At 69.2% G+C, this 25,328-nt stretch carries 24 protein-coding genes and 2 riboswitches; of the genes, 11 read left to right on the forward strand and 13 right to left on the reverse strand.

Annotation, left to right across the window (positions count from 1 at the left end):
- Positions 1–163: 163 nt before the first annotated feature.
- The gene (locus AC3WJT_RS00095) at positions 164–715 is read right to left on the reverse strand and encodes a carboxymuconolactone decarboxylase family protein (protein WP_492341023.1); all 552 of its coding nucleotides are present in this window, start codon (positions 713–715) and stop codon (positions 164–166) included.
- Between the two features lie 149 nt (positions 716–864).
- Here AC3WJT_RS00095 and AC3WJT_RS00100 point away from each other — a divergent pair, with 149 nt between their 5' ends.
- On the forward strand, positions 865–2,220 hold the full coding sequence (locus AC3WJT_RS00100) for an MFS transporter (RefSeq protein WP_492341024.1): 1,356 nt from the start codon (positions 865–867) through the stop codon (positions 2,218–2,220).
- Here AC3WJT_RS00100 and AC3WJT_RS00105 read toward each other — a convergent pair.
- The 4 genes from AC3WJT_RS00105 to AC3WJT_RS00120 form a co-directional block, all read right to left on the reverse strand.
- Positions 2,217–2,417, reverse strand: a complete 201-nt coding sequence (locus AC3WJT_RS00105; protein WP_492341025.1) for a hypothetical protein — start codon at positions 2,415–2,417, stop codon at positions 2,217–2,219. The two genes, AC3WJT_RS00100 and AC3WJT_RS00105, sit on opposite strands and share 4 nt — an antisense overlap.
- A 31-nt stretch (positions 2,418–2,448) precedes the next feature.
- Positions 2,449–2,616 (reverse strand): hypothetical protein, encoded by a 168-nt coding sequence (locus tag AC3WJT_RS00110; protein WP_492341026.1) that lies wholly within the window; start codon positions 2,614–2,616, stop codon positions 2,449–2,451.
- 86 nt (positions 2,617–2,702) lie between these two features.
- The gene (locus AC3WJT_RS00115) at positions 2,703–4,694 is read right to left on the reverse strand and encodes a methylmalonyl-CoA mutase family protein (protein WP_492341027.1); all 1,992 of its coding nucleotides are present in this window, start codon (positions 4,692–4,694) and stop codon (positions 2,703–2,705) included.
- Between the two features lie 109 nt (positions 4,695–4,803).
- A complete protein-coding gene (locus tag AC3WJT_RS00120) occupies positions 4,804–5,550 on the reverse strand; it encodes an enoyl-CoA hydratase/isomerase family protein (protein WP_492341028.1) in 747 nt (248 codons plus the stop codon).
- A 292-nt stretch (positions 5,551–5,842) separates the two neighbouring features.
- On the opposite strand from AC3WJT_RS00120, the gene ccrA reads away from it, so the two are divergent.
- Positions 5,843–7,123 (forward strand): crotonyl-CoA carboxylase/reductase, encoded by a 1,281-nt coding sequence (ccrA, locus tag AC3WJT_RS00125; RefSeq protein ID WP_492341029.1) that lies wholly within the window; start codon positions 5,843–5,845, stop codon positions 7,121–7,123.
- A 73-nt stretch (positions 7,124–7,196) separates the two neighbouring features.
- Here ccrA and AC3WJT_RS00130 read toward each other — a convergent pair whose 3' ends face one another.
- Positions 7,197–8,420: an MFS transporter gene (locus tag AC3WJT_RS00130; protein WP_492341030.1), complete on the reverse strand. Its 1,224-nt coding sequence runs from the start codon at positions 8,418–8,420 to the stop codon at positions 7,197–7,199.
- 40 nt (positions 8,421–8,460) lie between these two features.
- Entirely contained in the window at positions 8,461–9,597 is a 1,137-nt protein-coding gene (locus AC3WJT_RS00135) for a serine hydrolase domain-containing protein (protein WP_492341031.1), read from the reverse strand.
- 171 nt (positions 9,598–9,768) lie between these two features.
- Here AC3WJT_RS00135 and AC3WJT_RS00140 point away from each other — a divergent pair, with 171 nt between their 5' ends.
- The 6 genes from AC3WJT_RS00140 to AC3WJT_RS00165 all read left to right on the forward strand — a co-directional run bounded on the left by AC3WJT_RS00140 (position 9,769) and on the right by AC3WJT_RS00165 (position 14,891).
- Positions 9,769–11,244 carry a M20 family peptidase gene (locus AC3WJT_RS00140; protein ID WP_492341032.1) on the forward strand — a complete coding sequence of 492 codons (1,476 nt, stop codon included), beginning with the start codon at positions 9,769–9,771 and terminating at the stop codon, positions 11,242–11,244.
- A 161-nt stretch (positions 11,245–11,405) separates the two neighbouring features.
- Positions 11,406–12,521 (forward strand): Rieske 2Fe-2S domain-containing protein, encoded by a 1,116-nt coding sequence (locus AC3WJT_RS00145; protein ID WP_492341033.1) that lies wholly within the window; start codon positions 11,406–11,408, stop codon positions 12,519–12,521.
- Positions 12,509–12,898, forward strand: coding sequence for a globin (locus tag AC3WJT_RS00150; protein ID WP_492341034.1), 390 nt, complete (start codon positions 12,509–12,511; stop codon positions 12,896–12,898). Before AC3WJT_RS00145 ends, AC3WJT_RS00150 begins: the two co-directional genes overlap by 13 nt.
- 68 nt (positions 12,899–12,966) lie before the next feature.
- Positions 12,967–13,422 carry a TIGR02301 family protein gene (locus tag AC3WJT_RS00155; RefSeq protein WP_492341035.1) on the forward strand — a complete coding sequence of 152 codons (456 nt, stop codon included), beginning with the start codon at positions 12,967–12,969 and terminating at the stop codon, positions 13,420–13,422.
- 31 nt (positions 13,423–13,453) lie between these two features.
- Positions 13,454–14,419: an SPFH domain-containing protein gene (locus AC3WJT_RS00160; protein ID WP_492341036.1), complete on the forward strand. Its 966-nt coding sequence runs from the start codon at positions 13,454–13,456 to the stop codon at positions 14,417–14,419.
- Between the two features lie 13 nt (positions 14,420–14,432).
- Positions 14,433–14,891 carry an NfeD family protein gene (locus AC3WJT_RS00165; RefSeq protein ID WP_492341037.1) on the forward strand — a complete coding sequence of 153 codons (459 nt, stop codon included), beginning with the start codon at positions 14,433–14,435 and terminating at the stop codon, positions 14,889–14,891.
- Between the two features lie 112 nt (positions 14,892–15,003).
- On the opposite strand, the gene AC3WJT_RS00170 is transcribed toward AC3WJT_RS00165, so the two are convergent.
- From AC3WJT_RS00170 to ispH, 5 genes are all read right to left on the reverse strand, one after another.
- Positions 15,004–15,450, reverse strand: coding sequence for a MarR family winged helix-turn-helix transcriptional regulator (locus AC3WJT_RS00170; protein WP_492341038.1), 447 nt, complete (start codon positions 15,448–15,450; stop codon positions 15,004–15,006).
- Positions 15,450–16,583 carry an Acg family FMN-binding oxidoreductase gene (locus tag AC3WJT_RS00175; RefSeq protein WP_492341039.1) on the reverse strand — a complete coding sequence of 378 codons (1,134 nt, stop codon included), beginning with the start codon at positions 16,581–16,583 and terminating at the stop codon, positions 15,450–15,452. Before AC3WJT_RS00175 ends, AC3WJT_RS00170 begins: the two co-directional genes overlap by 1 nt.
- A gap of 63 nt (positions 16,584–16,646) precedes the next feature.
- Entirely contained in the window at positions 16,647–17,093 is a 447-nt protein-coding gene (gene rnhA, locus AC3WJT_RS00180) for a ribonuclease HI (protein ID WP_492341040.1), read from the reverse strand.
- Positions 17,090–18,049 (reverse strand): homoserine kinase, encoded by a 960-nt coding sequence (thrB, locus tag AC3WJT_RS00185; protein WP_492341041.1) that lies wholly within the window; start codon positions 18,047–18,049, stop codon positions 17,090–17,092. The genes rnhA and thrB overlap by 4 nt, the downstream gene beginning before the upstream one ends.
- 57 nt (positions 18,050–18,106) lie before the next feature.
- Entirely contained in the window at positions 18,107–19,066 is a 960-nt protein-coding gene (gene ispH / locus AC3WJT_RS00190; protein ID WP_492341042.1) for a 4-hydroxy-3-methylbut-2-enyl diphosphate reductase, read from the reverse strand.
- A gap of 172 nt (positions 19,067–19,238) precedes the next feature.
- Between ispH and AC3WJT_RS00195 the strand changes: the two genes are divergently transcribed.
- From AC3WJT_RS00195 to AC3WJT_RS00205, 3 genes are all read left to right on the forward strand, one after another.
- A complete protein-coding gene (locus AC3WJT_RS00195; protein ID WP_492341043.1) occupies positions 19,239–19,940 on the forward strand; it encodes a Tat pathway signal sequence domain protein in 702 nt (233 codons plus the stop codon).
- Entirely contained in the window at positions 19,937–21,775 is a 1,839-nt protein-coding gene (locus tag AC3WJT_RS00200) for an arginine--tRNA ligase (RefSeq protein ID WP_492341044.1), read from the forward strand. Before AC3WJT_RS00195 ends, AC3WJT_RS00200 begins: the two co-directional genes overlap by 4 nt.
- A gap of 74 nt (positions 21,776–21,849) precedes the next feature.
- Positions 21,850–24,327, forward strand: a complete 2,478-nt coding sequence (locus tag AC3WJT_RS00205; protein ID WP_492341045.1) for a zinc-dependent metalloprotease — start codon at positions 21,850–21,852, stop codon at positions 24,325–24,327.
- Positions 24,328–24,331: 4 nt separating this feature from the next.
- Here AC3WJT_RS00205 and AC3WJT_RS00210 read toward each other — a convergent pair whose 3' ends face one another.
- Positions 24,332–25,006, reverse strand: coding sequence for an energy transducer TonB (locus AC3WJT_RS00210; RefSeq protein WP_492341046.1), 675 nt, complete (start codon positions 25,004–25,006; stop codon positions 24,332–24,334).
- Positions 25,007–25,122: 116 nt separating this feature from the next.
- Positions 25,123–25,213: riboswitch (glycine riboswitch) on the forward strand.
- Between the two features lie 3 nt (positions 25,214–25,216).
- Positions 25,217–25,300, forward strand: a riboswitch (glycine riboswitch).
- The last annotated feature ends 28 nt before the right edge of the window (positions 25,301–25,328 follow it).

The following is a 25,328-nucleotide window of genomic DNA, read 5'->3' on the forward strand; positions in this document are numbered from 1 at the left end:
CGGCGGACGGCCTGCTCAAGGACCGCGTCGCGGCCGCGGAGCGGCGACCCCGAAAGGGTCGTCCTTGACCAGGACGACCGTCCGGATCGCATCATTCCATCAAGGCCAAAGGGCCGGTGTCATCGAGAGAGGGACACGCACTGGAGGGCATGTCCCTTGGCGCTCACCGCTTCAGCGAGTCCACCACGACGCTTCCCGCCGGCGGGTCGATGTCGGTGCGCGTGGTCTCGGTAAGCCGGGCCATGGTCATGTAGAAGCCGCAGGTCAGGATGATCTCGACGATCTCCTTGGGGCTGAAGTGCTTCTGCGCTTCAGCGAGCGTTTCCTCGCTCGATTTGACCTTCTCGATGACCTCGGCGGCGAAGGCCAGAAGCGCCTTTTCCTTCGCGTTGAAGCTGGCGTCGTCGAGCCGCCGGGCGGCCAGGGCGTCGATCTGGGCCTGGGTGCAGCCGCAGCGCAGACCGATCGGCACATGCTGGTTCCACTCGTACTCGCCGCCCTCGAGTTCGGCGACCAGCAGGATGACCAGTTCGCGCAGATCCGCGCCGAGGTCCTGTTTGCTCAGGATCGCGCCGCCGAACCGCAGAGCCGGCTCCATCATCGTGTCGGCGTTGGCCAACATGCGGAAGATGTTCAGCTTGGCCGCCAGCTTGTCCCAGTAGTCCTTCGCCTTGGGCGGCAGCTTGTCGATATCGGCGAAGGGGACGAGGGCCATGGCGGGGAGTCCTTTTGCTGCATTTTTTCCAGTTTCGCCCGTCCGCGCGATCGACGCCAGCGGCCTTGGCGGATGGTCGGGAAAGGTCCATCTACGCGGCGATGGCTGATCCTGCGCCCCCCTCTGAGCCCTCAGGCTGGCGCGAGCTGATGACCCCGGCGCTGGCGTCGCGGTTCGCATTCCTGTGCCTCGGCATCTGGCTGAACGCGGCGGATGCGCTGGTGACCGTCACCCTGACCCCGACCATCGCCGGCGAGATCGGCGGCTTCCAGTATTTCGGCTGGTCGGTGGCGGCCTTCCTGCTGGCTTCAATCATCGCGGGCGCGGCCTCGGGGCGGGTGTCGCTGATGATCGGCCTGCGCCCCGCGACGGCCCTCGCCGGCGCGGCCTACGCGGTCGGCTGCGCGGCCAGCGCGCTGGCGCCGGACTTTCTGGTTTTCGTTGTCGGGCGCCTGATCCAGGGCCTCGGCGCGGGGGCGATCGTTGCGCTCTGCTATGTGGCCATCAACGCGATGTTCCCCGAGCGGCTCTGGGTGCGGGTCTATGGCGCGATCGCCGGGGTCTGGGGCGTCGCCACCCTGCTCGGCCCCCTGATCGGCGGGGTGTTCGCCGAGATCGACGCCTGGCGCGGGGCGTTCTGGTTCTTCGGCGTTCAGGGGCTGGTGTTCGTGGCCGCCACCTTCGTGCTGGTCAGGAAGGCCGCGCCGCTGGCGCCGGTGACCTCCCGGACGCCGGTGGCGCAGCTGGCCGTGCTGACCCTGGGCGTGGTGCTCATCGCCGGCGCCGGGGTGGTCGGCTCGGCGCCGGCGGCGGCGCTCATGGGCGTCGGCGGTCTGGGCTGTCTGGCGCTGCTGCTGCGGATCGACGCCAGGGCGGGCGGGGTGCTGCTGCCCCTGTCGGCGGGCGACCTGACGCGCGCGGCGGGCGCCGGCTATGTGGCGATCTTCGCCCTGGAAGTCGCGACCATCGCCTTCACCGTCTACGGGCCCGCCTTCGTGCAGGTGCTGCACGGCGCCTCGCCGCTGGTCGCCGGCTATGTGATCACCGCCGTCGCCGCCGGCTGGACCGTTGTCGCGATGCTGGTCGCGGGCGTGCAGAACCGCGACGGCCTGATGATCCGGCTGGGCGCGACGCTGGTGCTGGTCGGAACGGCCTGGGCCGCCTGGGCGACGCCGCGCGGGTCGATCCTCGAGATCGTCCTGTCCATGCTGATGATGGGCTCGGGCTTCGGGGCCAGCTGGGCCTTTGTCGCCAAGCGGATCGTCGCCAGCCTGCCGGAAGGGGAGCAGCCGCTGGGATCATCGGCGGTCCCGACCGCCCAGCTGATCGGCGGCGCGTTCGGCGCGGCCGCCTCCAGCGCTGTCGCCAATGCGCTCGGTTTCCGGGACGGGATCGATCCGGCGGTCGGGGTCGCCAACGGCGTCTGGCTGTTCGCCGCCTTCCTGCCGATATCGATCGCCGGCTGGCTGGCGGCCTGGCGGCTGGGCGGGATGAAGCCGGCCTAGGGCGGCGGGCGGCGCGTCATCACCACGCGCAGGACCGCGCCGACCAGGGCCATCGCCAGCAGTACAGGGATCGCGCGCGGCGTCCGGCTGGCCCAGACGACGCCGGCCACGACAAGCGCCAGAAGCGACAGCAGCACGATCCAGCCGAGAAGGCTCAGCCTGTGGTTCGGCCGGCGCAGGCGGTCAAGGATCGACATGCAGGGAGGCTAGACCAGCCCCGGCGTGATGTCAGGACGCGGCGGCGATCAGGACGACGGCCATACCGAGCAGGAACGAGCCCGCGAACACCACGCCGGCCGCGCGGGCCAGGCCGTCGACACCGGAAAACAGGCTCAGCAGGCCGAACGCGGCGGGGGCGTCGGTGGGGTCTATCCTGAAGGTCGCGCTGTCAGACATGGTAAATTCCTTTCGGGGCGCCTCCCTAAAGCGCGTGAATGGCCTTGGCCACCCCCGAAACTCCCCGATTTGAGGTTCGGCCGTTCTCAGGCCTCGGCCAGCGCGGCCTGTTCGACGACCTTCACGACATCGGCCATGATCTGGGTGAGCTTGAAGTCCTTGGGCGTGTAGACCCGCCGCACACCCATCTGCTTGAGGATCAGGGCGTCATCCGGCGGGATGATGCCGCCCACCACGACGGGGATGTCCGACAGGCCCTCGACCCGCATCAGCCGCACGACCTCCTGGACCAGGTCGAGGTGTGAGCCCGACAGGATCGACAGCCCGACGACATGCGCCTTCGTCGCCTTCGCCCGGCGGACGATCTCCTCGGGCGTCGAGCGGATGCCGTCGTAGTGGACCTCCATCCCGACGGCGCGGGCGCGGGTGGCGATCTGTTCGGCGCCATTGGAATGGCCGTCGAGGCCGGGCTTGCCGATCAGGTAGGTCAGCGTGCGCCCAAGCACCTGGCTGACCCGCTCGACATCCCGCTTCACCGCCTCGATGTCCTCGGCGTCCTCGCCGGTCGCCACGACGACGGCGACGCCCGTTGGACCCCGGTACTCGCCGAACACCTCGCGCAGGGCGAAGGCCCATTCGCCGGTCGTCACACCGACCTTGGCGGCAACAATCGAGGGTTCCATGATATTCCGGCCATCCGTCGCCGCGGCCTTCAGATCCGCCAGCGCCGCTTCGACGGCGGCGTGATCGCGCGCCGCGCGCCAGGCCTTGAGCCGCTCGACGACCCCGGCTTCCAGCTTCGGGTCCACGGTCTCGATCGACGATTCGCCGGCCGAGAGGGGCGAGGGCTCGCTGTCGGTCCAGCGGTTGACCCCGACCACCGTCATGCCGCCGGTCTCGACCGCGCGCACGCGGGCGGCGTTGGAGCCGACCAGTTCTTCCTTCATGTAGCCGATGGCCGAAGCGGCCCCGCCGAGGGCGTCGATCTTCGCCAGCTCGGCCAGCGCGCCGGCCTTGAGCTCGGCGACCTTGGCCTCAACCACATGACTGCCGGCGAACAGGTCTTCGTACTCGAGCAGGTCGGTCTCATAGGCCAGCACCTGCTGCATGCGCAGGCTCCACTGCTGGTCCCAGGGCCGGGGCAGGCCGAGGGCCTCGTTCCACGCCGGCAGCTGCAGCGCGCGGCAGCGGGCGTCCTTGCTCAGCGTCACCGCGAGCGCTTCGAGCAGGATGCGGTAGGGATTGTTCTCCGGCTGCTGCTCGGTCAGGCCGAGGCTGTTGACCTGCACCCCGTAGCGGAAGCGGCGGGCCTTGGCGTCCTGGACGCCGTAGCGGTCCTTGAGGATTTCATCCCAGAGCACCGTGAACGTGCGCATCTTGCACAGCTCGGTGACGAACCGGACGCCGGCGTTCACGAAGAAGCTGATCCGCGAGCAGACGATCTCGAAGTCCTCGTCCGGGACCTGGCCGCCCGCCTTGACCGTATCGAGCACGGAAATGGCGGTCGCCAGCGCATAGGCCAGCTCCTGTTCCGGCGTCGCGCCGGCCTCCTGCAGGTGATAGCTGCAGACGTTCATCGGGTTCCACTTGGGCACCTCGCGGTAGCACCAGGCGATCATGTCGCCGATCAGCCGCAGGCTCGGCTCGGGCGGGAAGATGTAGGTCCCCCGGCTGAGATACTCCTTGATCAGATCATTCTGCGTCGTGCCCTGCAGCGCGGACCGCGGCGCGCCCTGCTCGTCGGCCAGGGCGACGTACATCGCCAGCAGCCAGGCGGCCGGGGCGTTTATCGTCATCGAGGTGTTCATCTTGTCGAGCGGGATGCCGTCGAACAGCGTGCGCATGTCGCCCAGATGGCCGATCGGCACCCCGACCTTGCCCACCTCGCCCCGCGCCAGGATGTGGTCGGCGTCGTAGCCGGTCTGCGTCGGCAGATCGAAGGCCACCGACAGGCCGGTCTGCCCGGCCAGCAGGTTACGCCGGTACAGGGCGTTGGACTTCTCCGCCGTCGAGTGGCCCGCATAGGTGCGGAAGATCCACGGAGCGTCGGGGGCGTGCTGGAAAGGCTTGTCGGTCATGGCGACGGATCATGGCGATCCGCCTGCTGCGGTGCAACATTTTTGCGCGAATGGCTGACGCGAACGTCAGCGGCGCAAGGATCGTGCGCTCTCCACGCGCTGGATTGGCCTAGCGTCGCTTGAACACCGCCGCCCGTTTCTCCAGGAACGAGGCCACCGCTTCCCGATGGTCCTCGCTGGCCGCCAGGTCCGCTAGAGCGCCATCCATCGCCAGCGCCTGCTCCGCCGCCGCCATCCCGGCGAATCGTTTGGCGGCCTCGACCGCCAGCGGCGCACGGGCGGCGATCTGCCCGGCGAGCTTCAATGCTTCATCCAGCAGGTCCGCCGCCGGCCAGACCGCCGTCACCAGCCCGACTCGAAACGCCGTCGCCGCGTCCACCGGCTGGCCCGTGAGCAGCATGGCCTTGGCCGGTCCGACACCGATGAGCCTCGGCAATCGGCCCACCGACGCCATCAGCCCGACATTGACGCCGGAGGCCGTGAAGGTCGCGCCCTCGGCCGCGATGCGGATGTCGCACGACAGGGCCAGATCCAGTCCGCCGCCCAGCGCCCCGCCGTTCACCGCCGCGATCACCGGCATGCGCAGCGCCTCGATCCGCGCCATCAGGGCGTTGAAGTCGCTGATCGGCGACAGATCCTCCGGCGTCCGGTTCGCCAGCTCGCGCAGGTCGTTGCCGGCGCAGAACAGCCTGCCGCGGCCGGTCAGCACGATGCAGCGCACGTCCGGATCGGCCTCGATCGCCTCCAGGCCCGCGACCATCAGCCGGCGCATTGCATCGCCGAGCGCATTGGTCGGCGGCAGGTCGAGTTCGATGAGCGCCACATGGGGCGACGGTCGGCTGAAATGGATGGTCATGGCGGCGTGGCCCTCCCCTCACGCAGACCTAGCACCGCCGATAGCCCCGAGACCATGTTGCGCCGCACAAGAATCCGCTTGCCAGTTTCAAACAGTTGTCACACGATCCTTCCCCTACGGGCGGCGAACGGCGGTGTCTCAGGGCACAGCTTTGCGTCGAAACCGGGGAAACAGACGGATCACGGGCCGGTTTTCGTCGGGCGGCCCGATGCTTCGCGAAACGCCGGACCACGCCCCGGCGCTACTGCACCGCAACAGAACGCGCCCCAAAGAACGCCAAACGGACCGCCAGATGACCACCGCCACGCTCGAGAAGACGCCCGTGAAGGACCTCTACGAAATCGGCGAGATTCCGCCGCCGTATCACGTGCCGAAAAACATGTACGCCTGGACTGTGCGCAAGGAGCGCCACGGGCGCCCGGCCACGGCCATGCAGGTCGAGGTCGTGCCCACCTGGGAGATCGGCGAGGACGAGGTTCTCGTGCTCGTGATGGCCGCGGGCGTGAACTACAACGGCGTGTGGGCCGCACTCGGCGAGCCGATCAGCCCGCTCGACGGCCACAAGCACCCCTACCATATCGCCGGATCCGACGCCTCGGGCATCGTCTGGGCGGTCGGCAGCAAGGTGAAGCGCTGGAAGGTCGGCGACGAGGTCGTCATCCACTGTAACCAGGACGACGGCGACGACGAGGAGTGCAACGGCGGCGACCCGATGTTCTCGGCCAGCCAGCGGATCTGGGGCTACGAGACTCCGGACGGCAGCTTCGCACAGTTCGCCCGGGTGCAGTCCCGCCAGCTGCTGCCGCGCCCCCGGCACCTGACCTGGGAAGAGAGCGCCTGCTACACCCTGACCCTCGCCACCGCCTACCGCATGCTGTTCGGCCACAAGCCGCATGAGCTGAAGCCCGGCCAGAACGTGCTGGTCTGGGGCGCCTCGGGCGGTCTGGGCGTCTTCGCCGTGCAGTTGGCCGCCGTGGCCGGCGCCAACGCCATCGGCGTGGTCAGCTCGGACGACAAGATCGACTTCGTGCTCAGCCAGGGCGCCAAGGCCGTGCTGAACCGCAAGGAGTTCAACTGCTGGGGCCAGCTGCCGACCGTCAACGGCCCGGATTTCTCCGACTACATGAAGGAGACCCGCAAGTTCGGGAAGGCGATCTGGCAGATCACCGGCAACAAGGACGTCGACATGGTGTTTGAACACCCCGGCGAGTCCACCTTCCCGGTCTCGGTGTTCCTGGTGAAGCGCGGCGGCATGGTCGCCATCTGCGCCGGCACCAGCGGCTACAACCTGACCATGGACGCCCGCTTCCTGTGGATGCGCCAGAAGCGCGTCCAGGGCAGCCACTTCGCCAACCTGATGCAGGCGGCGGCGGCCAACCAGCTGGTGATCAACCGCCAGGTCGACCCCTGCCTGTCCGAAGTGTTCCGCTGGGAAGACATCCCCGCCGCGCACGAGAAGATGCTCGATAACCAGCACCTGCCCGGCAACATGGGCGTCCTCGTCTGCGCCCAGCGTCCGGGCCTGCGGACGTTCGAAGAGGTCCAGGAGATCTCGGCGGAAATGGGCTGCTAGGCTCCCACGTCCGATCGCATTCAGGCGGCGGCTCTCGCAAGGGAGCCGCCGCTTTGCGTTTGGAGGGGCGGCCTCAACGCGGCTCCTGAGGGGCAGCCTCTGTTCCGGCAGTCCCCACCACCTTCAGCGCCATCGCCGCGACCCCCGCCAGCAGCACGATCGGCACGGTCGACAGCACCACCTGCCCCGCGCTCGCGCCGCCGCCGAGCAGCTGCCCGGCCAGCACCGGCCCCAGCACCGAGCCGAACCGGCCTGCGGCGATGGCCGCGCCGACGCCCGTCCCACGCACCGACAGGGCGTAGTACTGCGGGCCGATGCCGTAGAGGCCGAACTGGGTCGCCATGATCAGGAAGCCGGCGCCGAACGCCAGGCCCGCCGTCGCCGGCATTCCAGCGCCCGGGGCCGCGAGCGCGAACAGCACCGCCACCAGCCCGGCCACCGCCGCCGCCAGCGGCCAGCGGGCGCCCAGCCGGTCGATGGTGACGCCGACCAGCACTCCACCGGCCGCGCCGCCGAGGTTGAACAGGGTCGAAATCCCCGCCGCCGCCTTGCCCTCCACCCCGCGCGCCACCAGCAGGCTGGGCAGCCAGTTCAGGAACAGGTGAAGCACCAGAGCGATGGCCGCATAGGACACCCACAGGGTCATCGTGGTCCCCAGCCGGCCCTTGCCGAACAGCGCCGCGACGCCCGCGCCCCGCGCGGGGGCCTCGGGCCGTGTCCCCGTCTCCGGCAACCAGACCCACAGGGCGATCACCAGCATCAGCGGCAGAGCGCCGCCGACGAGGAAGATCAGCCGCCAGTCGGCCGCCGCCAGATCCGTCCGCGCCAGCAGGCCGACCAGGGCGCCGCCCATCGGCAGTCCGGCGGTGATGCTCGAGACGACGAACGTCTTGCGCTTCGGGCTGGCCAGCTCCGAGGCCATGGCGATCAGCATCGGCATGGCGCCGCCCAGCCCCAGCCCCGTCAGGAACCGCACCGTCAGCAGCGGCGCGTAGCCGTGCGCCATCGCCGTACCCAGCGAGAACAGCCCGAACACCGTCACCGACGCCAGCAGCACCGGTTTGCGGCCCACACGGTCCGACAGGGTCCCGGCGAAGGCCGCGCCGAACATCAGCCCGAGCAGGCTGGCGCTGAAGGCCCAGCCGGCCTCCGGCTTCGACAGGCCGAGCGCCGGCATCATCTTCGGCGCCGCGACGCCCATAGAGGCGATATCGAAGCCCTCGATCATCGCCGCCAGCAGGCACAGGCCGATGGCGATCCGCGTCTGCCAGACCGAGGCCCCCGATTTGGTTGTCATGGCTCCCCCCAGAGCACACGGGCCGGAGCCCGGATCAGCCTCACGCGGCCGCGAATCGTTCCTGAAGCTGCCGCGCCAGCGTCGTCGGCGCGCCCTTGTTGGCCCCTGGCGGCGCATTGGCGGCGGTGATGATTCCGACGCCGCGCGACGGCGCGACGATGGCCACGACATGCCACAGCGTGTTGGACCCCTCATGCGCCAGCACCGCGCCGCGCGCCCAGGGCCGCTCCGGGGAGATGCCCCAGCCGATGGCGTAGCCACGCCCCTCGCCCGGAACCGGGGTGACCAGCCGCTCGACCGTCTCCGGCTTCAGCACCTCGCCGCCCTTCGTCAGGAACAGCCGGATGAACCGGGCGTAGTCGGTCATCGACATGTGGACACAGCCCGCCGGACCGAGCGCCGCGGGATTGTCGGAGCCCAGGCTTGCCGGATCGACCGGCGTCAGCACGACCGGCGCCTCGGCCGACGCCGAACGGGATGCCCGATGGCCCCACGGCTGGGCGCCCTTCGGCGGGCCGAAGCCGGCGCCGGTGATGCCGAGCGGCTTGAACAGCCGCGCCGCGATGGCGTCCTCCCAGGAGGCGTCGACAATCCGCTCGATCGCGGCGCCCGCCAGGATGTAGCCGACGTTGGAATAGAGCATGGGCCCGGGCGGCGCCGACGGCGGGACCACGAAGACGGCCTTCGCCAGGTCCATGCGTTGCTCGCGCATCGGCCGCGCATCGCTGTGCGCCCGCATCAGCCAGCCGCTGGCGAACACCGCCCGGTCGTCGATTCCGGCGCGATGGCCGAACAGCTGGTCGATGGTGGCGGTCTTCCAGGCCGCATCGACGGTCAGGTCCGGGAACAGTTCCGGCACGGTCAGGCCCCAGCGCGCCTGCCCCTGATCGACCAGCCGCCCGTAGAGCGCGCCGGTCATCGCCTTGGTGTTCGAGCCCAGGTGCCAGAGGTCGCTTGTCGTCACGGCGCCGGCGACACCCTGCCGCCGGACGCCGCCGGCGACCAGGGCGTCCAGCCCGGTCGCGGTCACCACCGCGCCGGTCAGCGCGGGAACGCCGGTGGCGGCGAGCAGCGCGTCCATGTCCGTCTGCGCCGGATTTCCGGCGGCCCGCGCCGTCCCGCCCATCAGGGTCGCACCGGCGCCCAGCGCCAGCAGCCGTCGTCTGTCGAGCATCATCGCGCGGTCCTCGAAGTGGCGCTCGCACCGTTGCAGCGCCGGAACGCCTCAAGCGCAAGTTAAGCTTCTGACAGGCCGCGCAAAGAGGTCAATTCGGCGGCGCAACCGGGGAATGTTGGCGGCCGCCGCCCTGGTCTTCTAAGGTCCCCCGACAAGATCGGGGAGGATCGCATGAAAACCTGGAAGAAGGTCGCGCTGGCGACTGTCGGCGGCGTGGCCTTGCTGGCCGCCGTGGTCACCTATCGCACCGTGACGTTCAAGCCTGCGACGCAGGTCGACCTGGCGGCCGTAAAGGTCGCGGACGCCACGCCGGTCGACCAGGCGCAGGCCGCGATCCACCTGTCCCAGGCGATCCAGATCCGCACGGTCAGCAACCAGAACAAGGCCGACAACGACTGGGCCGAGTGGGACCGGCTGCACGCCTGGCTGGCGACCACCTATCCCGCCGCACACAAGGCGATGACCCGCGAGATCCTGCCCAACAAGGCGCTGGTCTACACCTGGCAGGGGTCGAACCCGGCCCTGGCGCCGATCATCCTGATGGCCCACCAGGACGTCGTGCCGGTGACGGCCGGGACGGAGGGCGACTGGAAGCACGCCCCCTTCTCGGGCGAGATCGCCGAGGGCGCCGTCTGGGGCCGCGGCGCGATCGACGACAAGGGCACGCTGGTGATGATGTTCGAGGCCGCCGAAGCGATGGCGGCGAAGGGCTTCAAGCCGAAGCGGACGGTGATCTTCGTCAGCGGCCAGGACGAGGAGGCCGGCGGCTCGGGCGCCCGGGCGGCCAATGAGCTGCTCAAGGCGCGCGGCGTAAAGGCGCTGTTCGTGCTCGACGAGGGCATGGCGGTGGTCAAGGACTTCCCGATGGTCGGTCGCCCCGTGGCCGTCATCGGCGTCGGCGAGAAGGGCTATGCGACGCTGAAGATCGTCGCGCCCTCCACGGGCGGCCATTCGTCCGCGCCGCCGAAGGAGACCGGCGTCGAAACCCTGTCGAAGGCCGTTCTGGCGATCACCTCGCATCCCTTCCCGATGAAGTTCGAGGGCCCCGGCGCCGACATGATCCGCGCCATCGCCCCCTACGCCGGCGGCATCGTCAAGGTCGCCGCCGCCAACAGCTGGCTGTTCGGCCCGGTGCTGGTGAACAGCCTGTCCAAGAGCCCGGCCAGCGCCGCGACGCTGCACACGACCATCGCCCCGACGATGCTGAAGGGCAGCCCGAAGGAGAACGTCCTGCCGCAGGACGCCACGGCGTGGATCAACTACCGCATCGCGCCCGGCCAGACGGCGACGGACGTGATGAACCGGGCGAAGGCCGCGACGAAGGGGCTGGACGTCCAGCTGTCCTGGGCCGGCGGCATCGCCGCCGATCCCTCGCCGGTGTCGTCGACAACGTCGGAGGGCTGGACCCTGCTGGCCGTGCTGGCCTCCGACAAGGGCACCATCCCGGTCGCGCCCGGCCTCGTCACGGCGGGCACCGACAGCCGCTACATGACCGGCGTCTCGAGCGACATCTACCGCTTCTCGCCGATCCACGCCTCGATCAACGAGTTCGGCATGATCCACGGCACCAACGAGCATATGACGCTGGAGAACCTCACCCGGATGACGGACTTCTTCACCCGCCTGATCGCGACATCGGCGGGGTAGGGGTTGCGTGGTTCGACACGCCGGCTTCGCAGGCTGCTCACCATGACGAAGATCATTGCGGTGTCATCACGGCTCGTCATTCTGAGCAGCCCCGGACCCTGTCCGGGGCGTGTCGAAGGACGCCCTTCGCGCGCGCCGTGACTGCCGGTATGTAGAGACCCATGCCCGACGACGCATCCAAACCCGCCGGCAAGACCCGCGCCGCTCCGATGAAGTTCGGCGAGGGCTGGTTGCGCGACTGCTGGTACTACGCCTGCGAAGCCGGGGACCTGAAGCCGGGCAAACTGCAGCGGTTCGAACTGCTGGGCGAGCCGGTGCTGCTCGGCCGACGCCGCGACGGTGCGGTCTATGCGATCCGGGACATCTGTCCGCACCGCGCCGCGCCCCTGTCGGCCGGCAAGCTGGTGCCCGAAGCGGGCGGCGGCGAGAGCGTCGAGTGCCCCTATCACGGCTGGCGGTTCGGTACGGACGGGGTCTGCAAGGCTATCCCGTTCCTGCCCGACGAGCAGGAGATGGATATCTCCCGCATCAGGGTGAAGCGCTATCCGGCGGCCGAGAGCCAGGGGATGGTGTTCGTCTGGTTCGCGAGCGACGCCCGCGCCGGGCTGGGGATAGACGCCGAGCCCGACGCCCCGCCGCCGGTCTTCCCGGGCGCGCTGGGCCGACCGGCGATCGTCGACCACATGGATTTCGACACCCATATGGACCACGCCATCGTCGGGCTGATGGATCCGACGCACGCGCCCTATGTCCACGCCGCCTGGTGGGCGCGCTCCGCGCGTCGGATGAAGCCCAAGGCCAAGCTGTTCGAGCCCTCGCCGGAGGGCTTCGTCATGACCCGCCACGCTACGAGCAAGGCCAACCGGATCTACGCCATCCTGGGCGGGCAGCCGCAGACGGAGATAACCTTCCGCCTGCCCGGCTACCGCTGGGAACACATCCAGGTCGGCCGCTTCCAGCTGCTGGCCCTGACCTGTCTGACGCCGGTCAACGAAACGAAGACAAGGCTGACCCAGCTCATCTGGTCGGACCATCCGGCGATGATGCTCCGCTGGCTGATCAAGCCGTTCGCGCGGGCGTTCATCCACCAGGACGGCGACATGGTGAACCTGCAGAACATGGGCCTGAAGTACGACCCGTCGCTGTTGTGGATCGACGACGCCGACACCCAGGCCAAGTGGTACCAGCAGCTGAAGCGCGAGTGGGCCGCCAGCCGCGCCGAGGGCCGGCCCTTCGAGAACCCCGTAAAGCCCGTGACGCTGCGGTGGATCAGCTGAGCGTCGCGCTGGCCGCCAGTCTGGAGCTGATCGCCGACCGCTGCGGCGACCCCACGCCACTGGTTTATGAGCGGCTGTTTCGTCAGCAGCCGGAGATGCGCGACCTGTTCGTCAACGACCACGCGGGCGCGGCCCGGGGTCACATGCTGCAGATGGTGCTGGAAACCCTGACCAACATGGCCGAGGGCGCCGCCTGGCCGGCCAACATGATCCGCGCCGAGCGCGTCAACCACGACCAGATCGGCGTGCCGTTCGATGTCTTCGCCACCTTCTTCGGCGTCGTCCACGAGACCTTCCGCGACGCCGGCGGCGAGGCCTGGACCGCCGAGATGGAAGCCGCCTGGACCGGCGTGCTGGCCCGCGCGGCGGAGGCCTGAACCCCATGGCCCTCGCCCCCTGCTTGCGCCCCGGTGACAACCGGGCCGCCATGCCGTTACATCGCGCCATGCAAAGGCGCGTCTTCGCCATCGCCATCTTCAGCGCGTTCGCGCTTCCGGCCGGAGCCCAGGAACGGCCCCCGCCCGAGCGCCAGACGCTGCTCGACCTCGCCTATGCGATCGGCGAGAGCCACGCCCTGCGCCAGGTCTGTTCGGGCGACGACGATCAGTACTGGCGTGACCGCATGGTGCGGATGACCGACACGGAGGCCTCGGACGAGGCGTTCGACGGCCGTCTGAAGCAGCAGTTCAACGCCGGCTTCGCCACCCGCCAGACTGAATTCCCCACCTGCAGCCCGGCCAGCAAACGGGCGGAGCAGGCCGTGGCCCGCAAGGGACAGGCTCTGGCGACGCGGCTGAGCACCGTGACCCGCGTGGTGCGCGACATGGGCTCGGACGCCGCCGCCGGAGAATCGGATAGCGCCGGTCCGGATTCCGTGGCGGGAACCCCCGCGCCGCGCTAGATTCGCCTCCAGGTAGTTTTGGAGGGGACAGATGTCCTTCGGAATCTTCGTCGTCGTCCTGATCGTCCTGGCCGTCATCCTGGCGGTCAGCGTGATCAAGATCGTGCCGCAGGGCCGTGAGTTCACGGTGGAGCGGTTCGGCCGCTACACCCGCACGCTCAGCCCCGGGATGCACTTCCTGACGCCCTTCTTCGAGGCCATCGGCCGCCGGGTGAACATGATGGAGCAGGTCCTGGACGTGCCCACCCAGGAGGTCATCACCAAGGACAACGTCTCGGTGAAGGTCGACGGCATCGTGTTCATCCAGGTGATGGACGCCGCCGCCGCGGCCTATCGCGTCGACAACCTGACCTACGCCATCAGCCAGCTCTGCATGACCAACCTGCGGACCGTGGTCGGCTCGATGGAGCTGGACGAGGTGCTCAGCCAGCGCGACCAGATCAACACCCGCCTGCTCCACACCATCGACCAGGCGACCAGCCCCTGGGGCGTGAAGGCGACGCGGATCGAGATCAAGGACCTGACCCCTCCGCCCGACATCACCAACGCCATGGCCCGACAGATGAAGGCCGAGCGAGAACGCCGCGCGGTCATCACCGAGGCCGACGGCGAGAAGCAGGCCGCGATCGCACGCGCCGAGGGCGCCAAGCAGTCCGCCATCCTGCAGGCCGAGGGCCGCCGCGAAGCCGCCTTCCGCGACGCCGAGGCGCGCGAGCGTGAAGCCGAGGCCGAAGCCAAGGCCACCGCCTTCGTGTCGGAAGCCATCGCGCGCGGCGACATCAACGCGATCAACTACTTCGTGGCGCAGAAGTACGTCGAGGCCTTCGCCGGCCTGGCGACCAGCCCCAACTCGAAGATGATCATCGTCCCGGCCGACTTCTCCGGCATCACCGGCACGGTCGCGGGCATCGGCGAGCTGGTGAAATCCCTGGCCGACGGCAGCGGCCGCCCCTCCGGCGGCGGCGGCGCGACCGCGACGCCGCGCACCAAGGCCTAGGAGACCTACCGCCATGACCTGGTTGGCTGAGCTGTATCTCGCCCATCCGTTCTGGATCTGGATGGCGCTGGCCGCCGTGCTGCTGGCGGCGGAAGTGGCGACGACGACGGGCTGGCTGCTCTGGCCGGCCGCCTGCGCCGTGGTGGTCGCGGCGCTGACCTTCCTGCTCGGCGGCAATTTCGCCGTCGAGCTGGCGGTGTTCGCGGTGCTGACGATCGTCTCGACCCTGCTGGCGAGGCGCTATCTGCCCAAGAACCTGTCCGGCGACGGTCCCGACATCAACGACAACATCGCCCGGCTGGTCGGCCACCTCGGCATGGTGGTGGCGGCGTTCGAGAACGGTCAGGGCCGGGTGTTCATCGACGGCAAGGAATGGGCGGCCGTCACCGAGGACGGCTCCGCCCCGACGCTTGAGCAGAAGGTCGAGGTCATCTCGGCGGCCGGCGGGATCCTGAAGGTGAAGGCGGTCTGAATCCTCCCCATCGGGGGAGGTGGCTCGCCGTCAGGCGAGACGGAGGGGGTCCGCTCAGATTTGGGGTGACCCCCTCAGTCGGCTTCGCCGACAGCTCCCCCGATGGGGAGCATCACCTGTTCTCGTCCAGCCACATCCGCAGCGCCTGCAGGAACGGCAGGGCCGCCTTGAACTCGGCCTCGGTGAACGCGCCGCGCATCGCTTCCAGGTGAGGCCGCATCAGGCCGAGGCCTGTATTGAAGGCCTCGGCGCCGGCCTGCGTCAGGGTGACCAGCTTGCGGCGACCATCGGTTTCATCCCCTACGATCGTCACGAACCCCTGGGCCTCCAGCCGTTGCAGGGTGTTGGTCATCGCCCCCTTCGTGACCTGAAAGGCCTTCGCCAACTGGGCCGGGCTTTCGGTCCCGCCGCGGCGCATGAAGTGGGTCAGGACGCCGAACTGCGCCGCGCTCATGCCCTCGGGCAGATTGCGCTCCAACTGGGCGGTCGAGAGCTGGGCGATGATGCCGATCTCGGTCATCACCCGCACGTCCGGCCGGTCCTTGGGTTCGGTCGCCATCAGACCCCCTTCAGCTGGGCGGCCAGGCCGCGGCGCGGGGCCGGCGGGATCGCCGCTTTCGGATAACCGATCCGCGCGAGCATCTGGATGCGGCCGCCGGTCGGGGCCAGTTCCTTGTGCAGGGCGTCATAGACGGGCTTCTGGGTCGCGTACTCCTGCAGGCCCTGACTCCAGGGATGCATGGCCAGGCCGAACTTGGCGGCGGAGAGGTTGGCCAGCACGTAGGTGCGCCCCGCTGCGATCTGGTCGGCGCGGGTGTTGGTCTGGGTGGTGATCCAGAAGAAGGCCCGGCTGGTGTCGGCCCCGTCCTTGAGGAACTTCAGCGACTCCTTGAACGCAGTCGTTCCAGGCTGAACCATCTTCGCCTTGGTCAGCAGGCCGACGGCGTTCATCGCCGTCATGACGGGCGCGTCGAGGGAAATGCCCCAGGGATGCTCGGCGACGTCGCGAGTCCCGATGAAGGTGCGCTCGACGCTTTCGTGGTGCGCGGCCGGCGTATGGGCCTCCACCTCGGCGCCCTGATAGACCAGCGCCTTGAGGCGCGCGATGCGGTCGGCCGTGACCGTGACGTTGCAGACCGCCCCGGGCACGGGCCGGATCCCGCCGAGCAGGTTGGAGGCTGCCGACGGATCGACATCACGGTCCGTATAGGCGCTGCGGTCGGTACGGCGCTTCAGCACCTGGGCGAACAGCGGGTCCGGGGTCGTCGACGCCCGGCTGATCCGCACCCGGAACACCGGACGGTCGTCCAGTCGCGGCCCGGGCTCGCCATCGGGGAACAGGACCACTTCGGCCGCCTGGCCGGCAGCGGTCAGCGCCATGGTCAGCAGTTCCAGCATCGCGCCGCAGCCGAGGGTGATCTGGCGGTTGAACGGGTCGGTGACCGGCAGCAGGCGGGTCTTGTCGATGAAGAGGGTGATCGTGTCGGGAACCGACAGGTCGACGATCCACGGCTGCATGTTGTGTGGATTGGGCGCCAGGATCGCCCAGGACAGCGCCTTCCGACGCGGATCGGTCTCACCCGCGCCGGGATTGACCCAGGCGGCGCGTGGATCGGCGCCGGCCGGCGCGCAGCCCGTGGCGGCGAAGATCGCTCCGCCCCCGAGGACCCGGATGAAGTCACGACGATGCATGGCGAGCGCCTTTTGTTCAAGATTGAACCAGATAGAATAGTTCAATCATAAACGAGTCAAGCGTCAAAGCTCGCCGAGCGTTTCCTTCATGCCCTTGTTGGCCAGAGCGTCGGCCCGCTCGTTCAGTTCATGACCGGCATGACCCTTGACCCAGCGCCAGTCGACCTCGTGCCGGGCGCGTGCCGCATCCAGGCGCTTCCACAGATCCTCGTTCTTGACCGGGCTCTTGTCGGCGGTCTTCCAGCCCCGCGCCTTCCAGCCATGGATCCAGGTCATGATGCCGTTGCGCATGTACTGGCTGTCGGTGTGCAGTTCGACCTTGCAGGGCTTGTTCAGCGCCTCCAGCGCCTGGATGGCCGCCATCAGCTCCATGCGGTTGTTGGTCGTGGCGCGCTCGCCGCCGCACAGTTCCTTCTCGCGTCCGTTCGAGATCAGGATCGCGCCCCAGCCGCCCGGCCCCGGATTCCCGCGACAGGCGCCGTCGGTGTAGATCAGCACGCTGGGCGTCATGCGTGGTCGCCGAGCAGGGCCAGTCCCGCGCGATGCACCGCCAGCTTGCGCTCGTATTCCATCGGATCCTTCGGCCGGACCAGCGCGCCGGCCGGGGTCGAGCCCCAGTCGTTCAGCCGGGTGAGGAAGAACCGCATGGCCGCGCCGTGGGCGAGGATCGGCAGCGCCGCCCGCTCTTCCACCGTCAACGGCCGGTGGGCCTGGTAGCCGGCCAGCATCGAGCGTCCCGCGGTCAGGTTGAACGAGCCGTCAGCCTCGAAGCACCAGGCGTTCAGCGCCACCGCCAGGTCGTAGGCATAGGCGTCGTCGCAGGCGAAGTAGAAGTCGAACGCCGCGGCGAACTGGCCATCGCGGAAGAAGACGTTGTCGGGAAAGAAGTCGGCGTGGATCACGCCCGTCGGCAGGTCACGGGGCCAGTCGCGACCCAGGTAGTCGAGGTCGGCGCGGATCGTCTCCGCCAGGCCAGGCTTGAGCTGCTCGGCCGCGTCCCACAGGCCGGCGAACAGCGGCCCCCAGGCGGCCTGGCCCAGGTCGTTCTCCCGCCGGCCGGGATAGCCCTGTCCGGCCAGATGCAGCCGCGCCAGCCCGGCGCCGGCCTCACGGCAGTGAGCCGCGGTCGGCCTGCGGGCCGAGATGCCGATCAGGAAGTCGACGATCGCCGCCGGCCGGCCGCGTACGGTCTTGAGGGTCTGGCCGTTGCGATCCGCCACCGGCCGGGCGCTGGGGAAGCCGTGGTCGGCCAGCCAGGTCAGCAGGTTCAGGAAGTAGGGCAGATCCTCCGCCCGCACCCGCCGCTCATAGAGCGTCAGGATATAGCGGCCCTTGTCGGTCTCGAGCAGGAAGTTGGAGTTCTCCACCCCCTCGGCGATGCCCTTGAAGGCGATGGCCTGACCGATATCGAAATCCGCCAGCAGCGCGGCGAGCTCTTCGTCGGAGATGTCGGTGTAGACGGCCATGCCGTGGGGATGGGCGACGGCGGAAGCGCCGTCAAGCCGGGAGGCGACCCCCGGGCGCTAACTCGTCAGCACGCGCGGCAGTTTGAACGTCACGGTCTCCTGCATCGGCGCAACGTGCTCGACGGTCAGGTCGTACCGGCTGGCCAGCGTGTCGATCAGACCCTGAACCAGCACCTCGGGCGCGGAAGCGCCGGCCGTGACGCCGACCGTGCCGACACCCTCCAGCCAGGCCCAGTCCAGCCCTGACGCGTCTTCCAGCAGCCGGGCGTTGTCCGCCCCGCCGCGCAGCCCGACCTCGACCAGCCGGACCGAATTGGATGAATTGCGCGAGCCGACCACCAGCAGCAGGTCGCTGCTCGCCGCCAGTTGCTTCACGGCTTCCTGGCGGTTGGTCGTGGCGTAGCAGATGTCGTCCTTGTGCGGCGCGGAGATCCCGGGGAAGCGGCGCTGCAGGATGCCGACGATCTCGGCGGTGTCATCGACCGACAGGGTGGTCTGCGTGACGAAGGCGACATTCAGGGGATCGAGCGGCTCGAACACTTCCGCATCGGCGGCGTGCTCGATCAGCTGTACGACCCCGTCCGGCAGTTGCCCCATGGTGCCGACCACCTCCGGGTGTCCCGCATGGCCGATCAGCACGATCTCCCGTCCGGCGTCGTAGTGGCGCTGCGCCTCCACATGCACCTTGGACACCAGCGGGCAGGTCGCATCGAGGAACAGCATCTGCCGCGCCTTCGCCTCGGCCGGCACGGTCTTGGGCACGCCATGAGCGGAGAACACCACGGGCCGGTCATCCGGCGCCTGGTCCAGCTCCTCGACGAACACCGCGCCCAGCGCCCTGAGCCGCTCGACGACGTGCCTGTTGTGGACGATCTCGTGCCGGACGTAGACCGGCGCACCGTATTTCTCGATCGCCCGTTCGACGATCTGAATCGCGCGATCCACCCCGGCGCAGAAGCCGCGCGGGCTGGCCAGCAGGACCTTAAGGGGCGGCTTGATCGGGGCGGCGTCATCCATGGCGACAAGGTAGGCTTTCGACGACACTCCCGCCAGAGCGGGCTTCGCTCGCCAGACTGGTCGCGTTGCAAGTGAACCCGCGTTGCGAGGTCACGCATATGCCTTTATCAGACTGCATCTGCCTTTCGGCCGGCCCGCCCGCGCCGGTTCCTTGTTGTTTTCCGGACGAGACATGCGCCGCTCCCTGAATATCGGACTTCTTGCCCTGTTCGCCGCCGGTTCGCTGAGCGTCGCCGCCCCCGCCTTCGCGCAGCAGCGGCCCACGGGTCCTGACGCCGACCGGCGCCAGGAGGAAGACTCGGCGCGCAAGAAGAAGCGCGACCAGGAATGGAATCAGCCGGCCGCTCCGCTGCCGCAACTGCGCAACGCCGGCCCCTGCCCCTATGTGAAGGTGCTCTACGACGCCGGCCGCTTCATCGAGTTCAAGGACGGCAAGGAAAGCGCCACGACCGTCGGCTGGACCGGCGAGATCCAGGGCGTGTCCGCCGGGTGCGAGTACAAGGACGCCGACCCGATCAAGGTGCGCGTCGAGCTGCTGTTCTCGATGGGCCGTGGCCCGGCCGCGGTCGGCCAGTCGAAGGATTATCGCTACTGGGTCGCCGTCACACAGCGCAACCAGGCGGTCATCGCCAAGGAATACTTCGATCTGCCGGTGACCTTCGGGGCAGGTGAGGATCGCGTGTTCGTCCGCGACACCGTGGCCAACATCACCATCCCGCGCGCCGACGCCGACACCAGCGGCGCCAACTTCGAGGTTCTGATCGGCTTCGACGTGACCCCGCAGATGGCCGCGTTCAATCGCGACGGAAAGCGCTTCCGCGTGAACGCCGGCGCCGCCCCGGCAGCCACCGCCGGAGCCACCACGACCCCATGAGCGACCTGAAGCGGTCCCTCGGTGAAGCGGTCGCGGCCGCCTTCGCCGCCCAGGGACTTCCTGTTGAACTCGGCCGGGTGACGGCGTCCGATCGCCCCGACCTTGCGGACTTCCAGTGCAACGGCGCCCTGCCGGCCGCGAAGGTCGCCGGCAAGCCGCCGCGTGAGATCGCCGCCGCGGTGGTCGAGGCCCTGTCGGGTCATCCCCTGCTGCAGTCGGTAGAGATCGCCGGCCTCGGCTTCATCAACCTGCGGGTCAGCCCCCGCGCCCTGTCCGATCGCGCCCGCGAGATCGCCGGCGACGAACGCACCGGCGCCGGCGAAGTCGCCGAAGCCCGCCGCATCATCGTCGACTACGGCGGCCCCAACGTCGCCAAGCCCATGCATGTGGGCCACCTGCGCGCCTCGATCATCGGCGAGTCCGTCAAGCGCCTGTACCGTTTCCGCGGCGACGAGGTTCTGGGCGACGCGCATTTCGGCGACTGGGGCTTCCAGATGGGCCTGCTCATCGTCGCCAGCTGCGATGAAGACCCATTCGTCGGCACGCTCATGGAGCGCCTGACGGGGTCGGCGCCGCTGAGCCCGGCGGACGAAGCCCAGGTGATGGGCGCCCTCGCCGACCACATCGACCTGCCCCTGCTCGACCGGCTGTATCCGGAAGCCGCGGGCAAGGCCAAGACCGACGTCGAGTACCGCGATCGCGCGCGCCGCGCGACCGCCGAACTGCAGGGCGGCCGCCTCGGCTATCGCCTGCTGTGGAAGCATTTCGTCAAGGTCAGCCGCGTGGCGCTGGAGCGCGAGTTCCACGCCCTGGGCATCGATTTTGACCTCTGGAAGGGCGAAAGCGACGTCGACGCGCTGATCGATCCGATGGTCCGGGAGCTGGACGCCAAGGGCCTGCTCGCGGACGACCAGGGCGCGCGGGTGATCCATCTGGCGCGTCCCGGCGAGACCAAGAAGAAGAAGGCGCCCGACGGGACCGTCTACGAGGCGCCGAGCCCTGACCCCCTGCTGGTTGTCTCCTCCGAGGGCTCCGCCATGTACGGCACGACCGATCTGGCCACCGTGCTGGACCGACGCCGGACCTTCGACCCGCACCTGATCCTTTACTGCGTGGACCAGCGCCAGGCGGACCACTTCGAGCAGGTGTTCCGCGCCAGCTATCTGGCCGGCTACGCCGAGCCCGGCTCGCTGGAGCACATCGGCTTCGGCACCATGAACGGTCCGGACGGCAAGCCGTTCAAGACCCGCGAAGGCGGCGTCCTGAAACTGCATGATCTCATCGAGATGACCCGCGCCAAGGCCCGCGAGCGGCTGCACGAGGCCGGTCTCGGCGGCGAGCTCGAGCCTGCCGAGTTCGAGGAGACCGCGCACAAGGTAGCCGTGGCCGCCCTGAAGTTCGCCGACCTCTCCAACTATCGCGGCACCAGCTACATCTTCGACCTCGACCGCTTCTCCAGCTTCGAGGGCAAGACCGGCCCCTACCTGCTGTACCAGGCGGTGCGGATCAAATCGCTGCTGCGGCGGGCGGAAAACGAACGCCTCCAGCCCGGTCGCATCGCCATCGTCGAGCCCGCCGAGCGCGAACTGGCCATGCTGCTGGACGCCTTCGACGCGGCCCTGATCGAGGCCTACGACAAGAAGGCCCCGAACTTCATCGCCGAGCACGCCTTCAAGCTGGCCCAGAGCTTCTCGCGCTTCTACGCCGCCTGCCCGATCCTGCAGGCCGGCGACGACGCCAAGGCCGGCTCGCGTCTGGCGCTGGCGGTGACCACCCTGAAGCAGCTCGAACTGGCGCTGGACCTGCTCGGCATCGAGACGCCGGAGCGGATGTAACGTCTCCTGTCCTCCGCGACTTTGTCACTGAGGATTCCCGCGCCATAGTCTCCCCTTCTCCTGGGGGGCTTCACGTGTCCGGACTGCGGATTTTCGGGATCGTCGCGATCCTTTGCGGCGTCATGGTCGGGCCGATGGCCGCGGCGCGGGGGCCGGATGTGGTCATCGCCAAGGCGGTCGAGGGCCTTGTCCGCCACGACGGCCTGCTGCCGGTCTTCGTCAACCGCAAGGACGGCAAGATCCTGCTGCGGCTGCCCGCGCCGGACGCTGACGGCGTGCAGGGCCGCTACCTCTACCAGACCTATCTGCGGGCGGGCCTCGGCTCCAACCCCGTCGGCCTCGACCGCTCCGCGCCGGGCGACACCCAGGTGCTGGTGTTCCGCCGCGCGGGCGGCCGGATCGTCGTCCAGTTCGAAAACTACAGCTTCATCGGCGAAGGCGGCACGGCCGACGAGCGCAAGGCGGTCCGCGAATCGTTCGCCATCTCGACCGTCTGGTCGACCGAGGTCGCGGCGCAGGACGCCGACGGCGCGGTGCTGATCGACATCTCCGGCTTCCTCACCCGCGACGCCCAGGGGGTCGCCCGCCGCCTGAAGGTGACCGAGCAAGGCGACTTCAAACTCGCCACCGACCTGAGTTTCCCGGACGCCGGCGCCGTGGCGGCCTTCCCGAAGAACATCGAGCTGGAGGCGACCCAGACCTTCACCAGCGATGCGCCCGGTCCCGAAGTGCGCGGCATCCTGCCCGATCCGCGCAACGTGACCCTCACCCTGCACCATTCGCTGGTCGCCCTGCCCGAGCCGGGCTTCGAGCCCCGCTTCAGCGATCCGCGCGTCGGCGCCATCGACCATCCGGTCAGTGATTTCACCACCCCGCTCAGCCAGCCGATGGTGCTGGAACTGGCGCACCGCTTCCGGCTCGAGAAGACCGACCCGACGGCCGCCCGCTCGCGGGTCAAGACGCCGATCGTCTTCTACGTCGACCGCAGCGCGCCCGAACCCGTCCGCTCCGCCCTGCGCGAAGGCGCACAGTGGTGGGCCCAGGCGTTCGAGGCCGCGGGCTATATCGACGCCTACCGCGTGGAAATCCTGCCCGAGGGCGTCAGCCCGCTGGACGCCCGCTACAGCGTGATCAACTGGGTCCACCGCGAGACGCGCGGCTGGTCCTACGGACACTCGGTCGTCGACCCGCGCACGGGCGAGATCGTCAAGGGCGACGTCCTGCTGGGCTCGCAGCGCGTGCGTCAGGACCGGATCATCTTCGAGGGCCTGGTCGGCGCCGACAGGACCGGCGGCGGCGGCCCGAGCGATCCGCTTCAGGTGGCGCTCGCCCGGCTGCGCCAGCTCTCGGCCCACGAGGTCGGCCACGCCATCGGCCTGCAGCACAACTTCGGCGCCAGCACCTATGGCCGCGCCTCGGTGATGGACTATCCCGCGCCGCTGGTCGCGATCCGCGACGGGGAGGTCGACCTGTCTGAGGCCTACGCCGTGGGGATGGGCGCCTGGGACAAGTTCGCCATCACCTGGCTCTACGCCGACGTCGCGCCGGGTGCGGCGGGCCGGGCGCAGCTGTCCTCCATGGTCGACGCCGCCCTCGCCGGCGGTCTGCGGTTCGTCTCGGACGACGACGCCCGACCGATCGATTCCGCCCACCCGCTCGGCGCGGTCTGGGACAACGGCGCGGACCCGGTCGCCGAATTGACCCACCTGATGGCCGTTCGGCGCCTGGCCCTGTCACGCTTCGGCCTCGCCAGCCTGCCTGTCGGGGCGCCGATGGCTGACCTGCGCCGGCGGATCGTGCCGATCTACCTGTTCCACCGCTACCAGATCGACGCCACGGCCAAGCTGGTCGGCGGCGTCGACTTCACCTACGGCGCGCGGGGCGACGGGCGGGAGGCCTCGACCCCGGTCGCCGCCGATCGCCAGCGCCAGGCGATGGACGCCCTGCTGGCCGTGGTCAGCCCTTCCGAGCTCGATCTGGGCGACGGCCTGCTCGACCTGCTGACGGTCAGCCAGGCGACCACCATAGCCAAACAGACCAGCATCGAGGTGTTCCAGGAGGGACCGGTGTTCGACCTGACCAGCGCCGCCGATGTCGTCGCCGGCCAGGTGTTCGCCGATCTGTTCGCCCCGGCGCGTCTCAACCGCCTCGTCGAGGCCCGTCGTCGGGACCCGAACCAGCCCGGCGTCGAGGAACTGCTGTCCAAGGCCTTCGCGGCCGTCTCGCCGACTGCAACGGGTCGTCAGGCCGAGATCGCTCGCCGGGTCCGTTTCCGTCTGGTGGCGACACTGGCGTCAGTTCAGCGGGACAGGACCCTGTCCCCGACGGCCGCCGCCCTGATCCGCGCCGGCATGATCGAGTATGGCCGCACGCTGCGCAAGACGAAGGGCGACGCCGCCGACCTGGCGCAGGCGCGCGACCTGTCGGCCATCCTGCTGGATCCGGATCCCGCCCGGCTGGCGGCGCTCGGCGAGAGCCTGAAGTCCGCCCCCCGCACCCCGCCCGGTCCGCCGATCGGCGAGGACGACTGGTTCGGCGACCTGCGGCTCTGACGCCCTAAAGCGCTTTGGCGAGGATCTTGATGTAGAGCGCGTCGGGCTTTTTGCGGCAGGTGTCGTAGGTCTTCTGCCACGCCGGGCCAAAGTCGCGGACCATGGTCAGGAGGCCGGTCGACCCGCCCTTGTTGATCATCATCAGAGTGAACAGGCCCAGCGTCGAATAGTAGAGCGGGGACTTCGCCTCCGGCTCGGGCCAGGTCGCCTTGTACCAGTCCTGGTCGATGACGAATTCAGCGCAGGTCTTCTCGGCCATGCTGCTGACGGAGTCCTTGCGGAACGCGATCTTGGTCACGGCCGGCGCATCCATCGGCTTGCCGTCCGCATCCAGGCCAGGCTTGAACGTCCAGGTCCGGAATGCCTCAAGCGCCAGCTGGTCGAGCTCCGGAACGCGGGATCCCGTCGTCACTGTGGCGTCTACGAGGGTCCCATCGGCGCGGACAAGGCCCTTGAGAGCCACTTCGCCCTGGGCGCCGATGGCCTTCAGCGCTTCGGGATAGACCGGCTGGGGCGAGGTGAGGACCTTCGGGGGCGTCACGCGGGGAGCGGTCGTCGGCGGGCCAGGACTGATCGAAGCCGCCGGCGGGGGCGCAGGGCTGGCGCTGGAGTCTTGCGCGAGCACTGGCGATCCGCCGAGAAGCGCCGCCGCCACGGCCATGCTGAAAACCGGTCTCATGCTCACGCCACCCTTCGTCGATCCGGATGCACTAGGCCTCATGCCGCCAAACCGCACAAGTTGAAGCCGCCCATCCGGCCACGGTTGACTCCCCGCGCCCGGTCCCGCACTTAAACCCCTGTCTCGCGGGAGACGTCGGGGCTTGCCCCCGAGGCCGAAGGCGCAACCGCCCCGGAAACGCTCAGGCAAACGGACCGCGCGACATCGAAACGCTGGAAAGCGCCGCATCTGCGGTGCGCCGAAGGAGCAAGGACGGTCCACACCGTCTGAAATCTCTCAGGCTCCAAGACAGCGGGGGCGAATCGCCTGGTCATCCGACCCG

It is taken from the genome of Caulobacter sp. FW305-C-30-S16, assembly GCF_058783025.1.